Here is a 25,164-nt window from a genome sequence, read left to right on the forward strand (position 1 = left end):
CCACCCCGGCCCGGGCAATCCAGCATGGCCCAAACGGACCGCAATGTCATAAGACAAGCGTTTTCGAAGCAGATAGAATCATCTGCTGACTCGGAAAACGCGGCAAAACAGAGACCTAGAGCAGACGAGCCGATGCAATCGGATCGGATTCTGCTCTAGGACGCCCGCCCGGCGCGCCTCAAAGCTCCCCGATCATCTCCGCCAGCACCGCCAGGCAGTCCTTGGCCAGTTGCTTCGACCGCGCCGGGGACCAGCCAAATTCCGGATCGGGCAGATCGTCATTGTCCTTGAACGGCATCTCCAGCGTCATCGCGACCGCGCCGAAACGCTCAGCGACCTGATTGGTGGACATGGTCAGATTGCCCTTGCCCGGCGCCGATGAAGGATAGCCACGCGCCGTCTGGAAATCGGGCGTTCGGGCGGCGAGCGTGTCGCGGAACCGATTATAGAGCATAAGCTGCCGCTCGCTGAGCGACGGGATGCCTTCGAACCCAGCCAGGAACACGGCGGCAATGGCTTCATCGCCATGCACGTCCATCGCGAAATCTACGCCGGTTCGGTCCATTTCCTGCCGGACAAGAAAGACCTCCGGACTACGCTCCATCGATGGCTCATGCCATTCGCGATTGAGGTTCACGCCCGCCGCATTGGTCCGCAAATGCCCCCGGCGGCTGCCGTCAGGGTTCATGTTGGGCACGATATGCAATGTCGCCCGCGCCCGGAGCAATCTGGCGACGGCGTCTTCCTTGTCGCAAAGCCGCTCAAGCGCGCCCTCCATCCACCACTCCGCCATCGTCTCGCCCGGATGTTGGCGGGCATAGAGCCAGATCTGCTTTGGCCCATCGCCCAGCGTCAGCAGGTCAAGCGGCTGCTTGTCGAGCGTCACGCCCAATTCCCGATGCTCGACGCCGGGCTGACAGGCTGCCCAGGCGATCAGGTCATGATGCCGTTCCATCGAATAGGGCGCGAAATAGGCGACCCAGAGCGCGTTGCGATCCGGCGAGAGGTTGATCGTGAGCACCCCGTCGGCATAGCTTGTATCCGCCTGCGTCCAGACCTCCCGATCCTCGCTGATGCGCGCCTTGTAGCCGGGCCAGCCATCCGGATAGGCGGACGTTCCGCCATTGACGATCGCCAGCTCCACCTCGCGCCCGGCAACGCCCGCGATGCGGAAGTGGAACCATTGGTAGAAGTCGCTCTGCCTGTCCTTGACGATTTCCAGTTCGGCCCGGACCCTGTCGCCGGTATCGACGATGGAGAGGACACGAATATTGCCGCTGTCGAAGGCATTGCTGATCGAGATGGTCATTTGACGGTTATAGTGCGCCCCGATTCCCCCGGATAGCCCCCGATCAACGCATTGGCGAGCTTTTGCGCGGCTATGCCGGGCTGCGCGGCGGGCGTGCCTTCCCGCGCCTGGGTGAAGGCGCGCCCCTCCCAAATCGTGGTCGAATCGGATCGCCTGCGGATCTGCACCTGCAACTCCGTCGTCACCACATCCTTGGGCCGCCCCGAAAGATTGATGCCGATGCCGACGCCCAGTCCCGAATAGCCGCCGCTGCCAACCCCGCCGCCCACACCGACGCTGACCGGCCTGCCGTCATTCCCGTAGCCAGCGGGTCGGAACGAGCGCCGGAAGCCAACCGACGCGACATATTCACTGCGCGTAACGGCAGGCACGGCGCTGAAGCCCGCCCGCTGCAACTCCTGTTCCACCGCAGCAGCATAAGTGCGAAATTCCAACCCGGCGTCGGGATTTGCGGGCATTTCCTCTACCGCCACCGTACCGCTTCGCGCCGGATTGCCGACATGGAAGCGTGTCACTTCGACCGGCGGCACAGCCGTCGCGCATCCAGCGAGCGAGAGGGCGAGAAATGAGGGCAGGATCATCTGCTTCATCATGCTAATCTCCGACAAAGATGCGGTGGTCCATAGAGAATGCAGCACCGTGCTTACCATCAACGCGTGAAGCCATGTCTTTGCTGCACATGGCGTGAACAGGTCAAAAGTAGCGCTGGCCGCCCTTGACTTTCAGCCGCCTCAGCCATAGGGGCTGCGCTTCGATTTTCCGATCACGCAAGATTCTTAAAAGGCTGGCTTCCATGAAGATCCGCAACTCGCTCAAGTCGCTCAAGGGCCGTCACCGGGACAACCGCGTGATCCGCCGTCGCGGCCGCACCTATGTCATCAACAAGACCAATCGCCGCTTCAAGGCCCGCCAGGGCTAATCAAAGCATCGCGAGGAAAAGTGGGAACCGGTTTTCCGCTTAAGCGATGCGATGGTTAAAGCGTGCGAGCCGATCTCCGCCGTCATATTCGACGTCGGACAGGTTCTGTACCATTGGGAGCCCCGGCTCCTCTACGAGCGCCTGATCGACGATGATCGGGCGCTCGACGCGTTTCTGCGCGACATCGTGTCGATGGAGTGGCATTTCCAGCATGACATTGGCCGCCCCTTTGCGGAAACCAGCGCCGAACTGATCGCTTGCCATCCTGAACATGAGGCGCTGATCCGCATCTGGGGTGAGCGTTTCATCGACAGCGTTCAGCCCGCCGTTGCTGGCATGGCACAACTGGTCGGCGAGCTGCACGAACAAGGCATCGCTCTATACGGCCTCACCAATTTCAGCGCGGAATTCTGGGAGCCGTTCCACGCGCGAGAGGCGGAATTCTTCGCGCATTTCCGTGACATTCTGGTGTCCGGCGCCGAAGGGCTGGTGAAGCCTGACCCTGCCATATACAGGCTGGCGCTCAGTCGATTTGGCCTAAGCGCCGGAGAAACATTCTTCATCGACGATCGCGAAGAAAATGTCGCGGCGGCGCAGGCGTTGGGCATTCGCAGCCACCTGTTCCAGGACGCAGCGACCCTGCGCCGCGCCCTTGTGGCCCACCGCCTGCTGGACGCTATTCCCGCCCTCTAAGCTCGTCACCCCGAATCGTTGCGACATGCAGCACGTTCGTCGATCCCGGCGTGCCGAACGGTACGCCCGCCAGCACGACGATCTTGCCGCCCTTCTGCGTCATGTCGTGCCGCAAGGCCATGCGCCGCGCCTTACCCACCATCTCCTCGAAATTGCCGATATCTTTGGTACGCACCGCATGCACGCCCCAGGTGAGGCCGAGCTTGCGCGCCGTGTCGAGCCGCGGCGTCAGCGCCAGGATAGGCGTCAATGGCCGTTCACGCGCCACCCGGCGCACCGTGCTGCCCGACAAGGTGAAGCATGTGATCGCGCTCGCCCCCACGACCGAGACGATGCTGCCCGCCCCTTCGGCCAGCGCGTCGGCGGTGGTGGCGTCGGGCTTGGTCTCGGTAAAGTGCAGGCGCGCAAAATAGCCGGGGTCGCGCTCGACGCTGTGCGCGATGCTGTCCATCATCGCCACCGCCTCTTCCGGCCAGTCGCCCGCCGCCGTTTCCGCCGACAGCATGATGGCGTCGGCACCGTCATAGACGGCGGTGGCAACATCCGACACTTCGGCGCGGGTTGGCGTAGGCGCCTTGATCATCGATTCGAGCATCTGCGTTGCGACCACGACCGGCCGCCCCATGCGCCGCGCCGTCGCCACGATCTGCTTTTGCAGCGGCGGCACGGCCTGGGGCGGCAATTCGACGCCCAGATCGCCGCGCGCGACCATCACGCCATCGGCGAGCTCCAATATCTCCTCCAGCCGCTGGACCGCCGCAGGCTTCTCGATCTTCGCCATCAACGCGCCGTGTCCGCCCATCAGCTTGCGCGCTTCCGCAAGGTCCTCCGGGCGCTGCACGAAGCTCAATGCAATCCAGTCGCAACCCTGCTCCACAGCGAAGCTGAGGTCGCGCCGGTCCTTCTCCGTCAAGGCCGGGACGGGCACGACCACGTCCGGAACGTTCACGCCCTTGCGGTTGGAAAGGGTGCCGCCCACTTCAACGACCGTGTCGATCCGCTCGTCGGATACTTTCTTCACCCGCAGCACCAACTTGCCATCATCGAGCAGCAGCCGGGTTTCAGGCACCAGCGCCGCGTAGATTTCCGGATGCGGCAAGTTCACGCGCCGCGCGTCGCCCGGCTTTTCATCACGGTCGAGTATGAAGGGCGCGCCTACCTCCAGAACAGCCAGACCGCTCTTGAAGGTGCCTACCCGCAGCTTGGGTCCCTGTAGGTCGCCCAAGATGGTGGTCGGCCGCCCAAATTCCTTTTCAAGGCTGCGGATGATAGCGATGCGGGCCGCATGATCCTCATGCGCGCCATGGCTCATGTTGATGCGGAAAGCGTCTGCCCCGGCAACAAACAGCGCGCGGATCACCTCCGGCGTGTCGCTCGCGGGTCCAAGGGTCGCGAGGATACGGACCTTGCGCGAACGGGGCGGCAGTTTCGTCATTCCCAAAAAGCTCCTGGCAGTGATGGTCAGCCCTCGGCTTGCCAGGGCGCCGTTTTCGATTATCCCTACTGCACGACAGGATGATGTAGATCAGCGAAAGGATCGCCGTGGCCGACAATATGCTCAACGACGCGGTGGCTGCAACCGCCTTCCGCCGCCTGATCGCGCATTTGCAGCACAGGACCGACGTCCAGAACATTGATTTGATGGGGACGGCGGGCTTCTGCCGCAACTGCCTTGCCGACTGGATCGCCGAAGCGGACGGCAATCTCGGCAAGGAGCAAGCGCGCGAAATCATCCACGGCATGCCCTTTTCCGAATGGAAACAGCGACACCAGAACGAGGCGACGCCGGAACAGATCGCAAAGATGCAGGAGAGTGTGGCGAAGAACGCCGACAATCATTAGGAGCGTGCGTCAACCCGATTCACATTCTACCGGAGACATATTCATATGAGCGAGGGCAACGTCGCCGCCGATCAGCTACGCCTTCTTATCGAACGCATCGAGCGTCTGGAGGAGGAGAAGAAGGGTATCGGCGACGATATCAAGGACGTTTATCTGGAGGCGAAGGCCAACGGCTATGACCCCAAGATCATGCGCCAGATCGTCCGCCTGCGCAAAATGCCCCAGCATGACCGGCAGGAAATGGAAGCGATCCTCCAGACCTATCTATCTGCCCTGGGCATGGAATAAACTGCTGATCCTCCGTTTGCGCTGAGCTTGTCGAAGCGCCTCTCTTTCTTCAAGACAGGCGCTTCGACCAGTCAACGGGAGCAGGGAGGCACATCATGTCCGAGATCATCGTCAGCACCACCAGCCGCCTCGAAGGACGTCCGGCGAAAGAGTATCTCGGCATCGTCACCGGAGAGGTGATCGTGGGCGCCAATCTTTTCCGCGATCTGTTCGCCAGCGTGCGCGACATCGTCGGCGGGCGTTCGGGCGCTTATGAGGATGTGCTCCAGCGGGCGCGTGAACAGGCCATCGGGGAAATGCGGATGCGGGCGGCGACGCTGGGCGCGAATGCGGTGGTCGGCGTCGATCTCGACTATGAAGTGCTGGGCTCCAACGGATCGATGCTGATGGTGTCGGCATCAGGCACCGCGATCCTCGTCTAGTTGCGCTCGGGCGGGACGCTCGCTAGAGAGCGCGCTTCGGATCACAGACAAGTTTAGGAGCAGGCCGTGGCCGGCCATAGCAAATTCAAGAACATCATGCATCGCAAGGGCGCGCAGGACAAAAAGCGCTCCTCGATGTTCTCCAAGCTCAGCCGCGAAATCACCGTGGCCGCGAAGATGGGCATGCCCGACCCGGACATGAACCCCCGCCTCCGCCTCGCCGTCAACGCGGCCAAGGCGCAGTCCATGCCCAAGGACAATATCCAGCGCGCGATCGACAAGGCGATCGGCGGCGACATGGAGAATTATGAAGAGATCCGCTACGAGGGCTATGGCCCCGGCGGCGTGGCCATCATCGTCGAGGCGCTGACCGACAACCGCAACCGTACGGCGACCAATGTCCGCACCGCCTTCTCGAAGAATGGCGGCAACCTCGGCGCGTCGGGCGCGGTCAGCCATGGCTTCGACCGCATGGGCCTCATCACCTATCCCGCCAGCGCGGGCGACGCCGACGCTATCTTCGAAGCCGCTCTGGAAGCAGGCGCGGATGACGTGTCGTCCAACGAAGATGAGCATGAAATCTGGACCGCCATGGACGCGCTGCACGAAGTCGCCAAGGCGCTCGAAGCCAAGCTCGGTCCCGCAGAAGGCGCAAAGCTCGCCTGGAAGCCGCAGACCACCGTCGAAGTCGACGAGAGCAACGCCGCCACGCTCATGAAGCTGGTCGACACGCTGGAAGATGATGACGACGTCCAGACCGTCTGGGGCAATTATGAAGTGTCCGACGAGGTGATGGAGAAGCTGGGTTAGTGCAGGCCGATGAGCCGCTCCCTTCCGGTCCAAGCAAGGCAAGTGACTTGTTTGGAGGGTTGGGGTGCGGCTTGAGCGCCATCCCATGATCATCCTGGGACTTGACCCTGGCCTTGGCACCACCGGCTGGGGCCTGATCGCCGCCGCTGGCAACCGCCTCACCCACATCGCCAACGGGCAGATCAAGACCGACGCGGAGATGGCGCTGGCGACGCGGTTGCTGGCGCTTGATCTAGCGCTAACGGACCTCATCCTCGAACATCAACCCAATGGCGCTGCGGTCGAGGAGGTGTTCGTCAATGTGAACCCGCAATCGACGCTGAAACTGGGTCAAGCACGGGGCGTCGTGCTGCTGGCGGCATCGCGGTCGGGCATGGAAGTGGGCGAATATGCCGCCCGGCTCGTCAAGAAATCGGTCGTCGGCGTCGGCAACGCGTCCAAGGAGCAGGTTCACGCCATGGTCACACGGCTTCTGCCGGGCGCGAAGATAGCGGGACCGGACGCTTCGGACGCGCTCGCCGTCGCTATAACGCACGCCCATCATCTCGCCAGCGCCCGCCGTATTCCACGCGGTTGAGTGAACAAAATCCGCCGTCAGACCGAAATAACTGACGCCGTTAATGCCAGTCGAAGCTCAGCGGCGCTTCCCGGAAGGCGAAGCGGTCAAGATGCTCGGCCACGACCTGCTTGAAGCGGTCGACGTCAGCGCCCTCCGTGGGTTCGATGGTCACGACCAGCGCCTCTTCACCAGCCGCCATGCGGATCGGGCCCATCGGAAAGGCGATCATGCCTCGATCGGCATCGAAGTCTGTTTCAAACTTGTGGCTCCAATGCTTGCAAAGCTGCTGGAGATAGCGGCTGCCGTTTTTTGTCGGCACATTGGCGGTCAGGGTCATGGGTCAGAGCCTTTCAATCTTGCTGGCCGCTTCGTCGATCAGTGCGGCAACGTCTAACATGGTTTGGGAATCGGCCCCTTCCCTTTCAAGCCGCCCGCGCACCGCCATGGAAAGGTTGTGCATCGCCCGGCGGATCGGGGCTCCATCGACGCGCTCCGCGCGCTGAGCAAGGGATGCCAGCCGCCCCAACGCCTCTTCGACGGCAAAGGCTTGCTCGGCCAGACGATCTGTCCCGGCTTCCGTGATCTCGAACAGCTTGCGGCCGGAACCGCCTGGCTGTTCGGCGATGAGCCCCATGTCGGCAAGTAAGGTCAGCGTCGGATAAACGACGCCGGGGCTTGGCGCATAGGCTTGACCGGACAGGCTTTCGATCTCCCGGATCAGGTCATAGCCATGGCGCGGCCCCTGCGCGATCAGCTTCAAGAGGATGAGTTGCAGCGCATCGTTGGTGAACAACCGCCTCCGCCCCCCACCGCCATGGCCCCCGCCGCCATGGCCCCCGCCCATCGGACCCCTGCCAGATCGGCCGCCCTGCCCATGAGCAGAACCATCGCCGAAGCCTCGTGGGCCGAAGAAATGGCCGCGACCGTGCAGCAGGTGCCTGCCTTTATGAAAATGATGATGATGCATGTGCGTCTCTATTAACTGCTTCATGATGCATCTAGATATATCTTAAATCTGCAAGGCGTCAAGAGTTGAGATATATCTTATCTGCTCTCCCCCATGATTTCTCCCGTGCGTACGAAAAAACCCGCCGGAACAAGCCCGACGGGTTTATCGCATTGTGATCAACAGGGCCGATCAGTCGGGCTTTTTAGCGACACTCACCAAAGCCGGACGCAGCAGGCGATCGCGGATCGTATATCCAGCCTGCATTTCCACCAGTACGGTGCCAGGCTCGGCATCGTCGGATGGCACTTCCATCATCGCCTGATGCTTGTTGGGATCGAGCGGCTGTCCGACGGACACCAGCTTCTCAATGCCGTTGCGGCCGAAGACGCTCTCCAGCTCACGACCAGTCGCTTCGAGGCCAGCCACCAGCCCCTTGAACTTCTCATCCTCGCGTAGATCGGCCGGAATGGCCTGCAACGCGCGGCCGAGATTGTCCGCGACGGACAGCATGTCGCGCGCGAAGGACGTCGCCGCATAAGCGCGCGTGTCGGCCAGTTCCTTTTCCAGCCGCCGCCGCACATTCTGCGTCTCGGCATGGGCGTACAGCGCGTCCTGCTTCGCTGCCGCCAACTCGCCCTCCAGCGCTGCCAAACGTTCTGCCGCAGCATCCCCTGCGGGCGCCGCATCCTCGGGCAGTTCGTCAACGACTTCGGTATTTTCCATATTCAGCTTGTCTTCGCTCATCTCATCAATCTCGATAACGTCTGCGCGGTGAAGTCCACCATGGGGATCACCCGCGCATAGTTCAAGCGCGTCGGGCCGATCACGCCGACCACGCCAACGACACGGCCGTCAACGCCCCGGTAGGGCGCGGCTATGACCGAAGAACCGGACAGGGAAAAGAGCTTGTTTTCCGAGCCGATGAAGATTTTGGTCGCGCTGCCCGCCAGCGCGCTTTCCAGCAGGCGCGAAATTTCCTGCTTGCCTTCAAGCTGCTCCAGCAACTGCCGCACGCGCTCCAGGTCAGCCGCCGTGCCGTCGTCCAGCAGGTGCGCCTGCCCCCGCACGATCAGCACCGGGCGATCGTCGGCATCCTGCGACCAGACGGCGATGCCCCGCGCCACCAGTTCGCGAGCGGCTCCCTGCAACGCGGTCCGTTCGCCCTCCATTTCCCGCTGAAGAGCATCGCCCGCTTCCCGAAGCGTCATGCCGGAAAAGCGCGCCGACATGAAATTCGCCGCCTCGGCGAGCATGCCGGGCGTCACGCCCGCAGGCATGTCCAGCACGCGATTTTCGACCGAGCCATCCTGCCCGACCAACACCGCCAGCGCCTGCCGGTCATTCAGCGGAACAAAGCCGAATTGCCGCATCACTGGTTCCCGCTTGGGCACCATGACGATGCCCGCGCAAGCCGAAAGCCCCGATAACGCAGCGGTGGCGGCGGACAAGGCTTCCTCGATCGGGCCGCCTTCGGCCACGCCCGCCTCGATCGCGCGGCGTTCCTCGGGCGACGGCTCGGCCGCCTGCATCATGCCGTCGACGAAGAGCCGCAAGCCGGTTTCGGTGGGCATCCGCCCGGCCGAGGTATGCGGCGCGGCGAGCAGCCCCAACTCCTCCAGATCCTGCATCACGTTGCGGATGGACGCGGGCGACAGGCTGAGCGAGGCGATCTTGCTGATGGTACGCGAGCCCACAGGCAGGCCGGTGCCGAGATAACTCTCAACCACCAGGCGGAAAACGTCGCGCGCCCGCTCATTCAATTCGGTAACCGGTGTGACCGCCATGCGCCCCTATCTAGGGGAGCAACTGGCCGCACTCAAGCCGGGCCAGGGCCGATCGACCCTAGCGAACGGCGGAGGGCTTCACCATGGCGTCGATGTCGAGCATGCGGGGAATGGCGGCGATGGTTGCCCGCAGCTTTCCATAGTTGGGGTCCATGCACCCCGACTGGAACTCCAGCCGCGTGGCTGGCCGCTCCTCCCTCGTCCATTCGATGGTGTAGCCCGGCATGTCTGTCGCAAAGCGCGTGCAATTCTCGCCATGGGAAATGCGCTTTACCGTCCCCGCCGGCGGCTGGAACTGCGCAAGCGCGGCACGGAAGCGGCGATATTGCGCGGGCGTGACGGTGAAACGCGTGGCGCCGGGGACAGTCGTGAACCGCTCGGGCTCCAGCAGCCCCGATCCGTCAGGCGTCACTTGCAGGCTGTAGCTCGGGCAGACGCCGAAGCAGGGCCCCGCCGAAAAACGGATCGTGTCACCGGCGGCCACAGGCTTCTCCAACTCGGGCCGCTCTGCCGCACAGCCCGCCGTCAGGGCCGCGCCCGCGAAAATCATCATCCAACGCAATTGCATGGGGTGCTTCCTAGCATTTTTCTGGCCGATCGCCACTGGCATGACGGCACGCCCCGCGAAGTTATTTCGTCATCGCATCGCTTTTTTCGAAAAACCGGTTCCCACTTTTTCGCGCGATGCTCGCAGTTATTTAAGCGCCGCATCCCTTTTTTGCGAAAAACCGGTTCCCACTTTTTCGCGCGATGCTCTAAGCCCCTCGCCGACTGAACCCTTCGGAGAAAAATATCATGCGTCCTTCCGGCCGCGCGCCAGACCAGATGCGCGCCATTACCATGGAGCCCGGCTTCACCATTCATGCCGAGGGCAGTTGCCTCGTCAGCTTCGGCGATACGCGGGTGCTCTGCACCGCTTCGGTGGAAGAGAGGGTGCCGCCCTTCCTGCGGGGCAAGGGTTCGGGCTGGGTGACGGCAGAATATGGCATGCTGCCCCGCGCCACGCACACGCGCGGCAGCCGTGAAGCGGCGAAGGGCAAGCAGTCTGGCCGCACGCAGGAGATTCAGCGGCTGATCGGCCGGTCGCTGCGCACCGTGGTCGACCTCAAGAAGCTGGGCGAGCGGCAGATCGTCGTGGATTGCGACGTCATCCAGGCCGATGGCGGCACCCGCACCGCCGCCATTTCCGGCAGCTGGGTCGCGCTGCGCATCGCCATCGACAAGCTGCTGGCGTCGGGCGCACTGACGGAAGACCCGATCATTCAGAAGGTCGCCGCGATCAGCTGCGGCATTTATGAGGGCACGCCGGTGCTCGACCTCGACTATGCCGAGGACAGCAATGCCGAAACGGATGCGAACCTGATCCTGACCGGCGACGGCAAATTTGCCGAGGTGCAGGCGACTGCCGAGGGCGCGGCCTATGATGAGGAAGAGCTGCTGCGCCTGCTGCGCCTCGCACGGATCGGCTGCGCGCAGATTTTTGCCGCGCAGGACAAGGCGACGGGACGATAAGGTCTTTCACCCGTTCGCTTCGGGTGTTTCGAGAAATGCTATCTATGCACTGCGCGCTTCTCGACTATGCTCGGAGCGAACGGGGAGAATGACTTGATGAGCGACGATTTCGGACAGGAACAGGCGATCCGCAAGCTGGGGCCGGGCAAGCTGGTGATCGCCAGTCACAACCCCGGCAAAGTGCGGGAGATCGGCGACCTGCTGGCGCCGTTCGGGATCGAAACGGTGTCGGCGGGGGAGCTGGACCTGCCCGAGCCCGACGAAACCGGCACGACCTTTATCGCCAACGCGGAACTGAAGGCGCTTCAGGCAGCGGACCTGTCGGGACTACCCGCTCTGGCTGATGACAGCGGGCTATGCGTTGAAGCGTTGAATGGCGATCCGGGCATCTTTTCCGCGCGTTGGGGCGGTGAGACGAAGGACTTCGGCATCGCGATGCAGCGCGTTTGGCAGGCGATCGAAGCCAAGGGGCCCGATGCCGGGCACGGCGCGCACTTCATCTGTGCGCTAGCGCTCGCCTGGCCCGATGGGCATGTCGAAGCGTTCGAAGGGCGTGTGGACGGCATCATCAGCTGGCCGCCGCGCGGCGACAAGGGGTTCGGCTATGACCCGATCTTCCAGCCGCTCGGCCACACGATCAGCTTTGGCGAGATGGACCCGCAGAAAAAACATGCGATGAGCCATCGCGCCGATGCCTTCGCGCAGCTCGTGGCGGCGGTTTTCTAAAGCATCGTGCGGCCTGGGCGTTATTCGCCTACGCCCGCAAATTGCGCGCCACGCGGATTCTCCTCCAGGTCCAGCGGCCCCTTGCCGAAACTGTTGCCTGCCGGAAAATAGCGGCAGACGAGATAATCGTAATTCTGCCCCTCGGCGACGGCGCACCCAAGCTTGCGCGTGCCGCGCCAGATCATCTGCGTATAATGGCCGACATCCTCCCATCGGCCTGACATGCTGATATCCGGCAGCTTGCCAGCAGTGCGAAGCAGCCGCTTTTCCTCGAGGAACGCTCCGATCATGACGCCGTAGCCATAAAGACGGCGCGGCCCCATCCAGAGATTCTCGCCGCTGGGGATGGCGCGAGACGCGCGTGGAGAATGCTGGAACCGGTTGGTGACGGCCATCTCCCTGGCGTAGCGGGCCGCATCCTGCGCAAGCGCATTGTCCCAGGCGAGCGGCGCAAGGCCGAGCGATGCGCGCTCTTCATTATGCATGCCAAGCACGACCTCGCGCAGGAGCATGTCGCCACGCTTCGCTTCTTCCATGCCATAATAAGCGGCGGGCATGACCCTCTCCATCGGCGCGGCCCGGCCGGAAGGGGACGCCACCGCAGCAGCGGAAATCCCCACGCTCATCATCACCGCCATTGCTGGCCGTGCGGTACAAAGCCGTCTAAGAACGCCCCCACTCATGTCCCTGCCCCTTATCGATTCTACGGCCCGCGCGCCTGAACCCATTGCCCTATATGTGCACTGGCCATTTTGCGTTTCGAAATGTCCCTACTGCGATTTTAACAGCCATGTTCGGGCCGAGATCGACAATGATGCCTGGCGCGCCGCGCTGATGGACGATCTTGCCCATGAAGCGGAGCTGATTGGCGGACGGCCGCTGTCCTCGATCTTTTTCGGCGGAGGCACGCCATCTTTGATGCCGCCCCAAATCGTGTCGAGCATCATCGACGCTGCGGCCAGCCATTGGCAACCGACGCCCGACATGGAGATCACGCTGGAAGCCAACCCCAGTTCAGTGGAGGCAGCGCGCTTCGCGGACCTGGCCAGCGCTGGCGTCAACCGTGTGTCGTTGGGCGTGCAAGCGCTGGATGATCAGGCGCTGCATTTCCTCGGCCGTGCCCATGATGTCGGCGAAGCGCTGGCGGCACTGGATGTGGCGCAGTCGGTATTCGGCCGGGTGAATCTGGACCTCATCTATGCCCGGCCGGACCAAAGCGAGGCAGACTGGGAAGCGGAGTTGAAGCGCGCCCTTACCTTCGGCACCGATCATATGTCGCTTTATCAGCTGACGATCGAGCCCGGCACGCGGTTCGCGACATTGGTGGCGCAGGGCAAGCTGACGCCCGCTGATCCAGATCATGCCGCCACTCTCTACGAGCAGACGCAGGCGATGACGGCGGCGGCTGGACTGCCCGCCTATGAGATCAGCAACCATGCCAAGCCGGGTCAGGAAAGCCGCCATAACCTGACCTATTGGCGTTACGGCACTTATGCGGGGGTCGGTCCCGGCGCGCATGGACGGCGCGGGGGCATGGCGACGCTCAGGCACAAAAAACCGGAAAACTGGATGGGCGCGGTACAGCGCAACGGCCACGGGCTTCAAAGCGAGGAGAAGCTGACGCCCGAAGATCGCGGGCGCGAAGCACTGCTGATGGGATTGCGGCTGGCCGAAGGCGTCGACCTTGAACGCATATCAGCGCTGTCGGCCTTGCCGGTCGAGCAGTTGATTGATGAGGCGGCGGTGGCGCGGCTTGCGCAGCACAGTCTGATCGAGCGGCAGGGCCAGCATTTGAGGATCACGCCAGCGGCCATGCTGCTGCTGGACGCAATCCTACCGGAAATCGTGAAAGTTTAGGACAGCATGTTTCTATTCCGGGTCCTCAACCCGTTCGGGCTGAGCTTGTCGAAGCCCGTCTGAGCGCCTGCTGCAAATGCAAGTCGAAAGAGCCGTCCTCTTGCTAAAGAAGTGATGCCCTTCGACAGGCTCAGGGCGAATGGCCCTGAGCATTTCCGATCCAAAGCGTGAAGCTCTGAACGACAATCCTAATCAGTTAGCTGCAGCAACCCCTTGGTCGGCCATAAGCTGCTGAAGCTCGCCAGCCTCGTACATTTCCATCATGATGTCGCTGCCGCCGACAAATTCGCCCTTCACATAAAGCTGCGGGATCGTCGGCCAGTCCGAAAATGCCTTGATGCCCTGCCGCACCAGCTGATCCTGCAGTACGTCGACCGATTCATAGGCAACGCCCAGATGATCGAGGATGGCAATTGCACGGCTGGAAAAACCACATTGGGGGAACAGCGGCGTGCCCTTCATGAAGAGAACCACATCGTTGCTGTTCACAATATCGGCGATCCGTTGATGCACGGCGTCGGTCATGGGTTGGTCCAGTCCTGTCGGGCGCCGCAATCACCGGCGGCGCGCATGATAAATGATAGCGGTTAGTTGGGAACGGCAGTGGTCAGTTGCAAGGCGTGGAGCACCCCGCCCATGCGGCCGCCAAGCGCGGCATAGACGGCCCGCTGCTGCGCGACCCGGCTCATGCCGCGAAAGCTTTCGGCCACGACTCGCGCCGCGTAATGATCGCCATCACCGGCAAGGTCGGTGATTTCGACCTCAGCGTCCGGAATGGCCGTCCGGATCATATCCGCAATGTCTTCGGCAGCCATCGGCATGGGACGCGTCCGTTCTGCTTACTGGGCTTCGATGAAGTGGCGGCGCGCGATCACCTGCTGCTCTTCCAGAGCAGAGCGGACGCCCGCCTCGTCAATGTCGAGACCAGCCTGCGTCATGTCACCGACCAGCTTGCGGATGACATCCTCGTCACCTGCTTCCTCGAAATCGGCCTGGACCACGGCCTTGGCATAGGCGTCGGTTTCTTCCGGCGTCAGGCCCATCTTGGCTGCGGCCCATTCGCCGAGCAGCCGGTTCCGCCGCGCCTGGATGCGGAACTGCATCTCCTGGTCACGAGCGTACATATTTTCAAAGGCCTTTTCGCGATCATCGAAAGTGGTCATGCCTATGCCTTGTAAAAAGAAGCTGAAGTCTCAATCCAGATAGGAAAGTCGGGCCGCTTACGCAACGGCGGGAACAAGCCAGGGGCGTGCCCCCGCGTCCTTCGCCTCGAACTGGCTGATCGTGTCGGCCTGTCCCAGCGTCAATCCGATCTCGTCTAACCCGCCGAGCAGGCAGTGCTTGCGGAATGGATCGATCTCGAACTGAAAGCGGTCCTGGAACTGGGTCGTCACGGTCTGATGTTCCAGATCGACATGGATAGGGTCGGTCTTCGCGACCTCCATCAGCCGGTCGATCGCTTCCTGGGGCAGGACGACCGTCAGAATGCCGTTCTTGAAGGCGTTGCCCGAAAAAATGTCGGAGAAGCTGGGCGCGATCACGACCTTGATGCCAAGGTCGGCAAGCGCCCAGGCGGCATGTTCGCGGCTGGAGCCACAGCCGAAATTGTCGCCAGCGATCAGGATCGGACTGCCCGCATATTCCGGGTCGTCGAAGACGTTACCCGGTTCCTTGCGCAGCACCTCGAACGCGCCCTTCCCCAGGCCCGCACGCGAAATGGTCTTCAGCCAATGCGCCGGAATGACGATGTCGGTATCGACATTCTTCATCCCGAACGGATAGGCCCTGCCCTCGACGATATTCAGCTTGTCCATCAATGCGCCCGCTTGGTCTCCAGGGAGCGGCTGTCTTCCGCCCGCCCGAGGGTCGCCGCCATGGCGGCACTGGCCAGCGCGCCAAGCGCCAGCACCCAGAATACCTTCTTCATGCGACCACCTCTCCCTGCTTTTCTTTCAGTAACTCCCGGACGTCGGTCAAATGGCCGGTGATGGCCGCCGCCGCCGCCATTTCAGGCGAAACGAGATGCGTCCGCGAACCCGGACCCTGACGGCCCATGAAGTTGCGGTTGCTGGTGGAAGCACAGCGTTCGCCGGCAGGAACCTTGTCCGGATTCATGCCCAGGCACGCCGAGCAACCCGGCTCGCGCCATTCAAAGCCTGCCTCGGTGAAGATGCGGTCCAGCCCTTCGGCTTCCGCCTGCTGCTTGACGAGGCCGGAGCCGGGAACGACCAGCGCCTGCTTGATGCGTTCCGCGATATGGCGCCCCTTGAGCAGAGCGGCGGCTGCGCGGAGGTCCTCGATCCGGCTGTTCGTGCAACTGCCGATGAAGATATGCTCGACCGTCACATCTTCCATCCGCTGCCCGGCAGTCAGGCCCATATAATCGAGCGACTTTTGCGCGGCGGCGCGCTTGGACGCGTCGGCGAAGCTTTCCGGATCGGGAACCACGCCCGTCACTGGCACGACGTCCTCGGGGCTGGTGCCCCAGGTGACGTTGGGCACGATATCTGCGGCATCGATGACCACCGCCTTGTCGAACTGCGCGCCTTCGTCGGTGGCCAGCGTCTTCCAATAAGCGACGGCGGCATCCCAATCGGCGCCCTTGGGGGCCATCGGGCGGCCCTTCAAGTAAGCGAAAGTCTTTTCATCCGGCGCGAAGAGACCCGAGCGCGCGCCCGCCTCGATCGACATGTTGGCAACCGTCAGCCGCCCTTCGATCGACATGTCGCGGAAGACGGAGCCACGATATTCCATGACATAGCCGGTGCCGCCTGCCGTGCCGATCCGGCCGCAGATAGCCAGCGCCACATCCTTGGGCGTTACGCCAAAGCCCAATTCCCCCTCCACCACGACTTCCATCGTCTTCGACTGCTTCAGCAGCAGCGTCTGCGTGGCGAGCACATGCTCGACCTCCGACGTGCCGATGCCGAAGGCCAGCGCGCCCAGCGCACCGTGCGAGCTTGTGTGGCTGTCGCCGCAGACCAATGTCGTGCCCGGCAGGGTGAAACCCTGCTCCGGCCCCACGACATGGACGATACCCTGCTCCCGGTCAGCGTCGCCGATCAGGCGAACGCCGAACTCCGGCGCGTTCCGCTCCAGCGCGGCGAGCTGCTGCGCGCTTTCGGGATCAGCGATGGGAATGCGGTTGCCCTGCGCATCGCGGCGCGGCGTCGTGGGCAGATTGTGATCCGGCACCGCAAGCGTCAGGTCAGGACGCCGCACCGGGCGGCCCGCCATGCGCAGACCTTCAAAAGCCTGGGGACTCGTCACCTCATGAACAAGGTGGCGGTCGATATAGATGAGGCAGGTTCCATCGGGGCGGCGTTCAACGACATGCGCGTCCCAGATCTTTTCGTACAACGTGCGAGGCTTGACCATGATATTTTCCCCCTAGACCCAGAGCGGGCGCGGCGAAAGGGGGCACGAACCAATATTTGCTGTTTCCCGCCCATGGCCCGCTTGGCATCGGAAGTCAGGACGCACGATGATCCTCGATGATCCGGCCAGCGGCACCCACTTCCGCCTCATGGCTTTCTTCCCGCCAGGTTTCCGCGAGCGCGGCGGCTTCCCATTCGCGCATGGCGGGATGGTCCAGCATATGATCGGCCCACCCGCGCGCCACGGGCCCGACATCAAGACCATAGGTTCGCACCCGGAACACGACCGGCGCGTAAAAGGCGTCGACCGCGCTGAACTCCGGGCCTGCGAGGAACGGCCCGCCGAAGCGCTTCAGCCCCTCCCCCCACAGTTCCGACAGCCGGGCTATGTCGCGGTTGAGGTGGGGCGAGGGCATATCCATTTCCACGCGCACGCCCACATTCATCGGACATTCGTTGCGCAGCGTCGCAAAGCCGCTGTGCATTTCCGCGACGGCGCATTGGGCAAAAGCGCGGGCAGCCTCATCCTGCGGCCAGACAGCCGGATGGCGATCGGCAAGATAGAGGGTGATGCCAAGGGAATCCCACAAGGTTCGCTCCCCGTCGATCAGCACCGGCACCTGTCCGGTGGGGGAGAAGGAGCTGAAGGCGGCATAGTTGGTGCTGTGCGCAAACGGCTCGATCCGATCATCGAACGGAATGGCGAGCGCCTTCATCAATACCCATGGACGCAGCGACCAGCTGGAATAATTCCGGTTCGCGGTGATGAGCGTGTAGGGCATGGGGGCTCTCCCATCGGTTCAGACGCCTTCAGGATAAGCGTCTGCCCGTTTGGACGGAAGCGCAAAGTCGGCGAAAACCCGCCGCCGAGAGCCGTCGGCGGCGGGCTCCCTGTCACCGGCAACGGCAATCAGCGCAAGCGGCCGAGCCGGTGATAGAGGTTGGCGAACTTCACCGAATCCGGCGTGTCCTTCACCTTCTGAAGATATTCCGCCACGGCGATCCTCAGCAGCGAGAAATCCTCGGTCGAGAAAACCGCGCGGGATCTTGCAGGTTCAGTCATTTCCTTCCTCCTTCTCTCGAAGCTCAGGCCGCAAACTGGTTCATCGTGTTGTGCGCGCCGCCAGCCTTCAGCGCCGCCTCGCCAGCGAAATATTCCTTGTGATCGTCGCCGATGTCGCTGCCCGCCATATTCTGGTGCTTCACGCAGGCAATGCCTTCGCGGATTTCGCGGCGCTGGACGCCCTCGACATAGCCGAGCATCCCGGCCTCGCCGAAATAGTCCCGCGCCAGATTGTCGGTCGACAATGCAGCCGTGTGATAGGTCGGCAGCGTGATGAGGTGATGGAAGATGCCCGCCCGCGCCGCGGCGTCCCTCTGAAAGGTGCGGATCTTTTCATCAGCCTCGCGGCCAAGGTCGGTGGCGTCATAGTCCGCGCTCATCAACCGGGCGCGATCATAGGCAGACACGTCCCTGCCCTCGGCCTGCCAGCGGTCGAACACTTGGCAACGGAAGTTCAGCGTCCAGTTGAAGCTGGGCGAATTGTTGTAGACCAGCTTGGCATTGGGGACGACCTCGCGGATGCGATCGACCATGGCGGCGATCTGTTCGACATGCGGCTTTTCGGTTTCGATCCACAGCAAGTCCGCGCCGTTCTGAAGCGAGGTGATGCAGTCCAGCACGACGCGATCCTCGCCCGTGCCGGGGCGGAACTGGAAGAGGTTGGAAGCCAGACGCTTGGGCCGCAGCAGCTTGCCGTCGCGGGCTATGACGACATCGCCGCGCAGGGTGGACAGGTCGGCGACCTCTTCCACATCAAGGAAGCTGTTATACTGGTCGCCAAGGTCGCCGGGCTCGCGGCTGAAGGCGATCTGCTTGGTGAGGCCCGCGCCCAACGAATCGGTGCGAGCGACGATGATGCCATCGTCGATGCCGAGCTCCAGAAAGGCGTAGCGGCAGGCGCGGATCTTCGCGAGGAAGTCCTCGTGCGGAACCGTGACCTTGCCGTCCTGATGGCCGCACTGCTTTTCGTCCGAAACCTGATTCTCGATCTGGAGCGCGCAGGCGCCTGCCTCGATCATCTTCTTGGCGAGGAGATAGGTCGCCTCGGCATTGCCGAATCCGGCGTCGATGTCGGCAATGATCGGGACGATGTGGGTTTCGTGATTGTCGATCGCCGTGGTGAGGCGATGGACCTCAACCTCGTTGCCCGCCTCGCGCGCCTTGTCGAGGTCGCGGAACAGCATGCCAAGTTCGCGGGCGTCAGCCTGACGCAGGAAGGTGTAGAGTTCCGCGATCAGCGCGGGAACGCTGGTCTTTTCATGCATCGACTGGTCCGGGAGCGGGCCGAATTCGGAACGCAGCGCCGCGACCATCCAGCCCGACAGGTAGAGATATTTGCCCTTGGTGGTGCCGAAATGCTTTTTGATGCTGATCATCTTCTGCTGGCCGATGAAGCCGTGCCAGCAGCCCAGCGACTGGGTGTAGTTAGCGGGATCGGCATCATAGGCGGCCATGTCGCGGCGCATGATAGCGGCGGTGTGGCGCGCGATGTCGAGGCCGGTGGGGAAACGGTTCTGGAGGCGCATGCGGGCGACCGAGTCGGCAGCGATGCCGTTCCAGTTTGGCTCGTCGCTCAGGAGCGAGGAAGCGCGGGTGATCTGTTGGGCGTAGGTCATGGAAATCCCCTGAATGAAGTAGCGAGTTGAACGCGTTTTGGGGGAAGGCGGGCCGGGCCGGGAGGGGTCGTGCGGTTCAGTTGTCGATCTTTACAAACTTCTTCTGTATAGTTGTAAGGTCTGCACAGGAGCCCCGCACCCATGGCCAAGGATCGTCCCGTCTATATGGGCCCGCGCTTGCGGCGGCTGCGGCGGGAGCTGGGGCTGACGCAGTCGGACATGGCGGCGGACCTCGAGATATCCGCATCCTATGTCGCGCTGCTGGAGCGCAACCAGCGGCCCCTGACCGCCGACATGCTGCTGCGGCTGGCGCGTACCTACCGGATGGACATGAGCGAACTGGCGGGAGACGGCGGCGCGGAGCAGACGGCGCGGCTGCAGGCGGTGCTGAAGGACCCGATGTTCGCAGACATCGACCTGCCCGCGCTCGCCATGCAGGATGTCGCGATCAACTATCCGGGGTTCAGCGAAGCGCTGCTGCGGCTGCACACCGCCTATCGGGAAGAGCAGCTGGCACTGGCGGACCGAAGCAGCGATCGCACGCAAGCAGCGGAGCAGGCCCCCGATCCTTCGGCCGATGCCCGCCGGTTCCTGGGCGCGCGGCGCAACAGCTTCCCGCCGCTTGACGATGCGGGCGAACGGCTGGCGGCGGATATCGAGCAGGCAGGCGGCACGGCAGCGTGGCTGAAGAGCAAACATGGCCTGCGCATCCGCCGCCTGCCGCCCGACGTGATGGCGGGATCAATGCGCAGGCTGGACCGGCATCGCGACGCGGTGCTGGTCAATGACGCGCTGGACGGACCAAGCACCGCGTTCCAGCTGGCGATCCAGATCGCCTATCTGGAAATGCGCGGCGAAATGGAGACGCTGCTGAAGGACGGGCAGTTTTCGAGCGCGAGCGGGCGGCAACTCGCGCGCCAGGGCCTCGCCAATTATGGCGCGGCGGCCATCCTGATGCCCTATGGCAGCTTCGCCAAGGCAGTGGAGGCACGACGCTACGATGTCGAGGCGCTGGCCCGGCAGTTCGGGACGAGCTTTGAACAGACGGCGCATCGGCTGACCACCCTGCAGAAGCCGGGGCAGGAACGGGTGCCCTTCTTTTTCCTGCGCGTCGACAAGGCGGGCAATATCAGCAAGCGGCTGGACGGCGCGGGCTTTCCCTTTGCCCGCCATGGCGGATCATGCCCGCTCTGGTCGATCCATCATGTGTTCGAGCGTCCGGACGAAGTCGTGACGCAATGGCTGGAGCTGCCCGATGGACAGCGTTTCTTTTCGATTGCGCGCAGGGTGACTGCTGGCGGTGGCGGCTGGGGCGCGCCGCGCGTCGAGCGGGCGATTGCGCTCGCCTGCGCCGCGGACCATGCCCATCGGCTGATCTACACGCAGGGAATGGGGCCGTCCGAGCCGACGCCCATCGGGCTCACATGCCGCCTGTGCCACCGGAACCAGTGCATGGCGCGGTCAGCGCCGCCGATCGGCCGTGAAATGCTGCCGGAGGATTTCCGCCGTGGCTATACGCCGTTCGGCTTTGCGGATGGGTGAATATCAGCCTTTAAGCCCCCGTTTCCGTCGCTCCCGGACTTGATCCGGGTTCGACTGCCTCGCAGCGTCCAGAAAAGCGAGACCCCGGATCAAGTCCGGGGTGACGATCACATCATGGTCGCGCACTGAAGGCGCTGATGATCGCCTCAGCCAGCGGCGCGGGTCGGCGACGCCGCCGCTTCGGCAGGTGTCGCGAGCCAGTCGAGGGCTTCCTGTTCGGTTGCGAAATAGCCGTAGCTGGTGATGACATTCTCCAACCGCTTGGTCTGCATGCGCAGCAGCATCGAAGGCGAGACGACGGCGATCCGGCCCGATTCTGAATCCTTGTGAGAATAAGCGAGGCGGCCCAGCGCTTCGCTAACTTCCGCCGAGTGGATTTCCGTGCGGCTGTTGACGAGAGTATCACACAGGGGATCAGCGGTGCGCATGACATCGGCTATAGCGCGACCGAACTGATCGACCACATCCAGATTCCAGAAGCCGAAAGTGGAGATAAGCAGGAGGTTGCGATCGCTGTCATAGCGGACTTCGAAAAAGCCATCCAACTTGCGCATCTATCCCTCCTACTTCGAAGGGCTCGTCAGTCCCCCCGCAAATCCAACCAGGCAACCACATCATTGTCGGTGGCGATGAAAAGCCCGTCCTGAATCTCTTCGGGCTGTTGCTGCGCGATATGCACGGCTTCGCTTAACGGGCCGTAAAAAAGCGTCGTGGCGGCGCCGCCTTCTTCGCTGTCGCTCAAATGATAGAGGCGGACGGTGGCGGAATCATAGGTCGTGCGCATGCCGCATTATCGGTTCCGGCTTTGCCGCGCGCAAGACGGCCGGTCAGCGGAGGGCCAGTCAGCGGCGATCCGTGACCTTGATGCCGCCCGCCAACCGATTCGCACCGATCTTCACCGGGTCAGCGGTGAAGTTGGCGACGAAGCTGCTGCCCCGTTGCAGTCCAGGCACGAAAGATGCGCTGTTGCCGGTGATCGAAAGGCCGCTGCTGTCATGTTCGCGCCCTTCGGGTGCGACGGTGATGAAGGCGCTGTGATTGTCCTTGTCCCGGCCCTGCACCATTTCATTGCCGCTGATCTCTCCGCTCGCGCCGTTGGAGAGGTCGATCATATAGTTGGTGAGATGGCCATGGCTGTCGTCGAAACTGTTGCCGGTGATCGTGACGCGCGCCGTGCGGGTTTTCAGATAATGGCCGCCATCGCCCTGGTCGAAGCGCGAGCGCGTGACCTTCAGGCTGCCATAACGGCCGATATAGATGCCATGGGCGCAATCCAGATCACGGTCGCACCGGCCAAGATGGCGGAAGGTGGATTTGTCGATGGTGACGCTGTTGCCCGGCGCATCGCCGCTCAATATGCCCTGTTCGCTGTTGCGGAACAGGCTGTTGGTGACGGTGAGGTTGCCGCTTTCCAGCCGGATGCCCGCGCCATTGCCGTCCGGCACGCGCAGATTCTGGAAGATGATGCCATCGATGCTGCTCGACCGGCCACGCAGCACCAGCGCCGCCTTGCCCTCGCACGGCACGCCGTCGAGAATGACGCTGCCCGGCGCCTGGGCGCGGAAGGCGACGTCGCCGCCCTGCTGCACCGCGCATTGGGCATAGGTGCCGGGCGCGATCAGGATCGTGCCCTTGCCATTGCCGATCGCCGCCACCGCATCCTTGAGCGCGCTGTAGCCGCGCCCGCTTTCCGCCACGGTAAAGGGCGTCGGCATCCCTTGCGCCAGGGCAGCGGCGCCAGCGGCGGCGGAAACGAGCAGGATCGTGGACAGGATGCGCATATCCAAAGACATAGGCGCGGCAGGCAGAGCGGCCAATGCGGAGTCGTGGTTAACAAAATCCTGTTCCGGGACAGGTGAGATAAGGGCCTATCTTCCTAGGCCGACGGGAACGGCGCGCGCCCGAGCCGCTTTAATGCATGTACATGCTTCAACTTCACCGCCATTGACCCTAAGCCAGTCATAAGAATGACCGTGGCTGCTCCCCTGCTTCGATCCATGGCTGTCCTTCTGGGCACGGCCGCGATGATCGCGGGCTGCTCACAGGAGGCGAGCGGGCCCGTGACGGTGAGCGTGATCGGATCGCCCGCCGACTTTTCCAAGCCGCTCGAAAACCTGCCGGACCCCGGCGCGAAGCTGATGCTGGAGGCGACGGCGCAGGGACTGGTGGCCTTCGACGCGAGCGGCGAGATCTTGCCCGCGCTCGCCCAGCGGTGGATCGTCGAGGAGAATGGGCGAAGCTATATCTTCCGCCTGCGCCGTGCCGAATGGCCCGACGGGTCGAAGGTGACGGCGGGCGATGTCACACGGCTGCTGACCGCCCGGATCGATGCGTTGCGGCGGCTTGACCCCGACGGGCCGCTGGACGCGGTGGAGGCGGTCGTGCCGATGACCGGCGAGGTGATCGAAATCCGCCTGTCCCAGCCTCGGCCCTATTTGTTGCAGATGCTGGCGCAGCCGCAGATGGGCCTGTTGTCGCGCCAGGGCGGCACTGGCCCCTACCGGCGCGAAAAATGGGGCAAGGCGCTGATCCTGACGCCGGTCGACAGGGCAAGCAACGGCGAAGAGGGCGAGGAAGCGAAGGCGGCGGGCTGGGAAACGCGTATCCTGCGCGCGGAACGGGCGGCGCTGGCGATCATCCGCTTCCGTGAAGGCAGGGCGGAGGCAGTGCTGGGCGGGCGCTTCGCCGATCTTCCGCTGCTGGTGCCCGCAGGCGTGGACCGCGATGCCGTGCGGGTCGATCCGGTGCAGGGGCTGCTGGGCTTCGCGGTGACGGGCAAGGGCAAGCTGCTCGACGATGACGGCGTGCGGCGGGCGATCAACATGGCGATCGACCGCAGCCAGTTGCCGATCCTCTTCCCCTTGGGGGGGTGGGCGATCACCGAGCAGATCGTGCCTGCGCAGATGGACCTGCCGCGCATGCCTACGGCACCGGATTGGCCGGGGCTTTCGCTGGATGACCGGCGTGCAGCGGCAAGCGCCGTCATCCGCCGCTGGCGCAGCGACAATGGCGATCCGCCGCCGCTGCGCGTGGCATTGCCCGAAGGACCGGGCGCGACCAGCCTGTTCGCGCTCATTCGCCATGACCTGGGGCTGATCGGCCTTGATGCCGAGCGGGTGGGGATGAAGGCGGACGCCGACCTGCGCTTGATCGATGAGGTCGCCGCTTATGACAGCGTGCTCTGGTATCTCGGCCGGGTGGGCTGCGCGCGGAAGGTGCATTGTTCGCAAGAGGCCAATGCGCAGTTGCACGCGGCAAGTCTCGCGACCAGCGCGGCAGAGCGGATGGCGCGGGTGGCGCAGGCCGAGGCGCTGATGCAGGCGCATAACGGCTATATTGCGCTCGGCGCGCCTGTCCGCTGGTCGCTGGTTACGCGGCGGCTGACCGGCTTCATGCCATCGCCTCGTGCGCGGCATCCATTGAACCATCTCTTTCGCAGCACCAATTAGGGGCCAGGAGGATCAGCCATGGCGTTATCGCAGGACCAGTTCGACCGGATGGTGCGGGACATGCCGGGCTTTGGCCGCGATCCTGCGTCCGTGCGGCGGCGGATCGAGGCGATGGAAGCGATGCTGGAGGGGATGTTCGTCATCCCCGGCACGAATCGGCGCGTGGGACTTGATAGCCTGGTCGGCCTGATCCCGGTTGTCGGCGACATCGCTACTGCGGCCATGGGTGCCTGGATCGTGTGGGAAGCGCGCAACCTCGGCATGCCGAAATGGCAGCTGACCCGGATGGCGGCCAATGTCGGGTTCGACACGCTGGTGGGCGCGATCCCGTTCGCGGGCGATGTGTTCGATTTTCTGTTCAAGTCCAATACGAAGAACCTGCGGATCATCCGCAAGCATCTGGACAAGCATCATCCTTCGACGGTGACGATCGACGCCTAGGCGGCG

General features: G+C 63.4%; 33 protein-coding genes. 13 read left to right on the top strand and 20 right to left on the bottom strand.

Features of this window, described 5'->3' with window-relative positions:
- Positions 1–178: 178 nt before the first annotated feature.
- Together MU848_RS15535 and MU848_RS15540 are read right to left on the bottom strand one after the other, a co-directional pair.
- Entirely contained in the window at positions 179–1,309 is a 1,131-nt protein-coding gene (locus MU848_RS15535; RefSeq protein ID WP_247234017.1) for a M14 family metallopeptidase, read from the bottom strand.
- Positions 1,306–1,902 carry a hypothetical protein gene (locus MU848_RS15540; RefSeq protein ID WP_247234019.1) on the bottom strand — a complete coding sequence of 199 codons (597 nt, stop codon included), beginning with the start codon at positions 1,900–1,902 and terminating at the stop codon, positions 1,306–1,308. The genes MU848_RS15535 and MU848_RS15540 overlap by 4 nt, the downstream gene beginning before the upstream one ends.
- 200 nt (positions 1,903–2,102) lie before the next feature.
- Here MU848_RS15540 and ykgO point away from each other — a divergent pair, with 200 nt between their 5' ends.
- Both ykgO and MU848_RS15550 read left to right on the top strand, forming a co-directional pair.
- Entirely contained in the window at positions 2,103–2,228 is a 126-nt protein-coding gene (gene ykgO / locus MU848_RS15545) for a type B 50S ribosomal protein L36 (RefSeq protein ID WP_004210176.1), read from the top strand.
- A 51-nt stretch (positions 2,229–2,279) separates the two neighbouring features.
- Positions 2,280–2,921, top strand: coding sequence for an HAD family hydrolase (locus MU848_RS15550; protein ID WP_247234021.1), 642 nt, complete (start codon positions 2,280–2,282; stop codon positions 2,919–2,921).
- Here the strand turns inward: MU848_RS15550 and pyk are convergent.
- Entirely contained in the window at positions 2,905–4,356 is a 1,452-nt protein-coding gene (gene pyk / locus MU848_RS15555; protein WP_201515037.1) for a pyruvate kinase, read from the bottom strand. The genes MU848_RS15550 and pyk overlap by 17 nt on opposite strands.
- A 119-nt stretch (positions 4,357–4,475) precedes the next feature.
- Between pyk and MU848_RS15560 the strand changes: the two genes are divergently transcribed.
- The 5 genes from MU848_RS15560 (at position 4,476) to ruvC (ending at position 6,860) form a co-directional block, all read left to right on the top strand.
- Entirely contained in the window at positions 4,476–4,763 is a 288-nt protein-coding gene (locus tag MU848_RS15560) for a DUF1244 domain-containing protein (RefSeq protein WP_281494513.1), read from the top strand.
- A gap of 45 nt (positions 4,764–4,808) precedes the next feature.
- Positions 4,809–5,051, top strand: a complete 243-nt coding sequence (locus MU848_RS15565; protein WP_097090934.1) for a DUF2312 domain-containing protein — start codon at positions 4,809–4,811, stop codon at positions 5,049–5,051.
- A gap of 95 nt (positions 5,052–5,146) precedes the next feature.
- Positions 5,147–5,473, top strand: a complete 327-nt coding sequence (locus tag MU848_RS15570) for a heavy metal-binding domain-containing protein (RefSeq protein WP_174525906.1) — start codon at positions 5,147–5,149, stop codon at positions 5,471–5,473.
- Positions 5,474–5,539: 66 nt separating this feature from the next.
- The gene (locus MU848_RS15575; protein WP_201515039.1) at positions 5,540–6,283 is read left to right on the top strand and encodes a YebC/PmpR family DNA-binding transcriptional regulator; all 744 of its coding nucleotides are present in this window, start codon (positions 5,540–5,542) and stop codon (positions 6,281–6,283) included.
- An 85-nt stretch (positions 6,284–6,368) separates the two neighbouring features.
- Entirely contained in the window at positions 6,369–6,860 is a 492-nt protein-coding gene (gene ruvC / locus MU848_RS15580; protein WP_201515473.1) for a crossover junction endodeoxyribonuclease RuvC, read from the top strand.
- 40 nt (positions 6,861–6,900) lie between these two features.
- Here ruvC and MU848_RS15585 read toward each other — a convergent pair whose 3' ends face one another.
- The 5 genes from MU848_RS15585 to MU848_RS15605 form a co-directional block, all read right to left on the bottom strand.
- Complete coding sequence (locus MU848_RS15585; RefSeq protein WP_247234023.1) at positions 6,901–7,179, bottom strand: DUF2218 domain-containing protein; 279 nt, start codon at positions 7,177–7,179, stop codon at positions 6,901–6,903.
- A gap of 3 nt (positions 7,180–7,182) precedes the next feature.
- Complete coding sequence (locus MU848_RS15590; protein WP_247234026.1) at positions 7,183–7,833, bottom strand: PadR family transcriptional regulator; 651 nt, start codon at positions 7,831–7,833, stop codon at positions 7,183–7,185.
- 147 nt (positions 7,834–7,980) lie between these two features.
- Positions 7,981–8,535, bottom strand: a complete 555-nt coding sequence (gene grpE, locus MU848_RS15595; RefSeq protein WP_097090929.1) for a nucleotide exchange factor GrpE — start codon at positions 8,533–8,535, stop codon at positions 7,981–7,983.
- Positions 8,532–9,575, bottom strand: a complete 1,044-nt coding sequence (gene hrcA / locus MU848_RS15600) for a heat-inducible transcriptional repressor HrcA (protein ID WP_097090928.1) — start codon at positions 9,573–9,575, stop codon at positions 8,532–8,534. Before hrcA ends, grpE begins: the two co-directional genes overlap by 4 nt.
- A gap of 58 nt (positions 9,576–9,633) precedes the next feature.
- On the bottom strand, positions 9,634–10,143 hold the full coding sequence (locus MU848_RS15605; protein ID WP_247234028.1) for a DUF6438 domain-containing protein: 510 nt from the start codon (positions 10,141–10,143) through the stop codon (positions 9,634–9,636).
- Between the two features lie 227 nt (positions 10,144–10,370).
- Here MU848_RS15605 and rph point away from each other — a divergent pair, with 227 nt between their 5' ends.
- Together rph and rdgB are read left to right on the top strand one after the other, a co-directional pair.
- Positions 10,371–11,087 (top strand): ribonuclease PH, encoded by a 717-nt coding sequence (gene rph, locus MU848_RS15610; RefSeq protein WP_247234030.1) that lies wholly within the window; start codon positions 10,371–10,373, stop codon positions 11,085–11,087.
- Positions 11,088–11,183: 96 nt separating this feature from the next.
- The gene (rdgB, locus tag MU848_RS15615; protein WP_097092673.1) at positions 11,184–11,813 is read left to right on the top strand and encodes an RdgB/HAM1 family non-canonical purine NTP pyrophosphatase; all 630 of its coding nucleotides are present in this window, start codon (positions 11,184–11,186) and stop codon (positions 11,811–11,813) included.
- A 20-nt stretch (positions 11,814–11,833) separates the two neighbouring features.
- Here the strand turns inward: rdgB and MU848_RS15620 are convergent, their stop codons facing one another.
- Positions 11,834–12,370, bottom strand: coding sequence for a CAP domain-containing protein (locus MU848_RS15620; RefSeq protein ID WP_247234032.1), 537 nt, complete (start codon positions 12,368–12,370; stop codon positions 11,834–11,836).
- Between the two features lie 124 nt (positions 12,371–12,494).
- On the opposite strand from MU848_RS15620, the gene hemW reads away from it, so the two are divergent.
- Positions 12,495–13,670, top strand: a complete 1,176-nt coding sequence (hemW, locus tag MU848_RS15625) for a radical SAM family heme chaperone HemW (protein ID WP_247234357.1) — start codon at positions 12,495–12,497, stop codon at positions 13,668–13,670.
- Between the two features lie 192 nt (positions 13,671–13,862).
- On the opposite strand, the gene grxD is transcribed toward hemW, so the two are convergent.
- From grxD to MU848_RS15665, 8 genes are all read right to left on the bottom strand, one after another.
- A complete protein-coding gene (grxD, locus tag MU848_RS15630; RefSeq protein ID WP_097090924.1) occupies positions 13,863–14,195 on the bottom strand; it encodes a Grx4 family monothiol glutaredoxin in 333 nt (110 codons plus the stop codon).
- Between the two features lie 62 nt (positions 14,196–14,257).
- On the bottom strand, positions 14,258–14,491 hold the full coding sequence (locus tag MU848_RS15635; RefSeq protein WP_247234034.1) for a BolA/IbaG family iron-sulfur metabolism protein: 234 nt from the start codon (positions 14,489–14,491) through the stop codon (positions 14,258–14,260).
- 18 nt (positions 14,492–14,509) lie between these two features.
- The gene (locus tag MU848_RS15640; protein WP_097090922.1) at positions 14,510–14,833 is read right to left on the bottom strand and encodes a DUF1476 domain-containing protein; all 324 of its coding nucleotides are present in this window, start codon (positions 14,831–14,833) and stop codon (positions 14,510–14,512) included.
- Between the two features lie 57 nt (positions 14,834–14,890).
- Positions 14,891–15,484, bottom strand: a complete 594-nt coding sequence (leuD, locus tag MU848_RS15645; RefSeq protein ID WP_097090921.1) for a 3-isopropylmalate dehydratase small subunit — start codon at positions 15,482–15,484, stop codon at positions 14,891–14,893.
- A gap of 109 nt (positions 15,485–15,593) precedes the next feature.
- The gene (leuC, locus tag MU848_RS15650; RefSeq protein ID WP_247234036.1) at positions 15,594–17,048 is read right to left on the bottom strand and encodes a 3-isopropylmalate dehydratase large subunit; all 1,455 of its coding nucleotides are present in this window, start codon (positions 17,046–17,048) and stop codon (positions 15,594–15,596) included.
- Between the two features lie 94 nt (positions 17,049–17,142).
- A complete protein-coding gene (locus MU848_RS15655; RefSeq protein WP_247234038.1) occupies positions 17,143–17,829 on the bottom strand; it encodes a glutathione S-transferase family protein in 687 nt (228 codons plus the stop codon).
- Between the two features lie 128 nt (positions 17,830–17,957).
- Positions 17,958–18,110, bottom strand: a complete 153-nt coding sequence (locus MU848_RS15660) for a hypothetical protein (protein WP_247234040.1) — start codon at positions 18,108–18,110, stop codon at positions 17,958–17,960.
- 23 nt (positions 18,111–18,133) lie between these two features.
- Positions 18,134–19,726: an isocitrate lyase gene (locus tag MU848_RS15665; RefSeq protein WP_247234042.1), complete on the bottom strand. Its 1,593-nt coding sequence runs from the start codon at positions 19,724–19,726 to the stop codon at positions 18,134–18,136.
- Positions 19,727–19,867: 141 nt separating this feature from the next.
- Here MU848_RS15665 and MU848_RS15670 point away from each other — a divergent pair, with 141 nt between their 5' ends.
- Positions 19,868–21,268, top strand: a complete 1,401-nt coding sequence (locus tag MU848_RS15670) for a helix-turn-helix domain-containing protein (protein WP_247234044.1) — start codon at positions 19,868–19,870, stop codon at positions 21,266–21,268.
- Between the two features lie 146 nt (positions 21,269–21,414).
- On the opposite strand, the gene MU848_RS15675 is transcribed toward MU848_RS15670, so the two are convergent.
- From MU848_RS15675 to MU848_RS15685, 3 genes are read right to left on the bottom strand one after another with little or no spacing between them, the layout of a single operon-like run.
- Complete coding sequence (locus tag MU848_RS15675; protein WP_247234046.1) at positions 21,415–21,822, bottom strand: hypothetical protein; 408 nt, start codon at positions 21,820–21,822, stop codon at positions 21,415–21,417.
- A 26-nt stretch (positions 21,823–21,848) separates the two neighbouring features.
- Complete coding sequence (locus tag MU848_RS15680) at positions 21,849–22,052, bottom strand: hypothetical protein (protein ID WP_097090915.1); 204 nt, start codon at positions 22,050–22,052, stop codon at positions 21,849–21,851.
- Between the two features lie 58 nt (positions 22,053–22,110).
- Complete coding sequence (locus tag MU848_RS15685) at positions 22,111–23,049, bottom strand: right-handed parallel beta-helix repeat-containing protein (RefSeq protein ID WP_247234048.1); 939 nt, start codon at positions 23,047–23,049, stop codon at positions 22,111–22,113.
- Positions 23,050–23,265: 216 nt separating this feature from the next.
- On the opposite strand from MU848_RS15685, the gene MU848_RS15690 reads away from it, so the two are divergent.
- Both MU848_RS15690 and MU848_RS15695 read left to right on the top strand, forming a co-directional pair.
- Positions 23,266–24,717 (top strand): ABC transporter substrate-binding protein, encoded by a 1,452-nt coding sequence (locus MU848_RS15690; RefSeq protein WP_247234050.1) that lies wholly within the window; start codon positions 23,266–23,268, stop codon positions 24,715–24,717.
- An 18-nt stretch (positions 24,718–24,735) separates the two neighbouring features.
- Positions 24,736–25,158, top strand: coding sequence for a DUF4112 domain-containing protein (locus MU848_RS15695; protein ID WP_097090912.1), 423 nt, complete (start codon positions 24,736–24,738; stop codon positions 25,156–25,158).
- Positions 25,159–25,164 lie beyond the last annotated feature (6 nt).

Source organism: Sphingobium agri (genome assembly GCF_023051225.1).
GTDB lineage: Bacteria > Pseudomonadota > Alphaproteobacteria > Sphingomonadales > Sphingomonadaceae > Sphingobium > Sphingobium agri.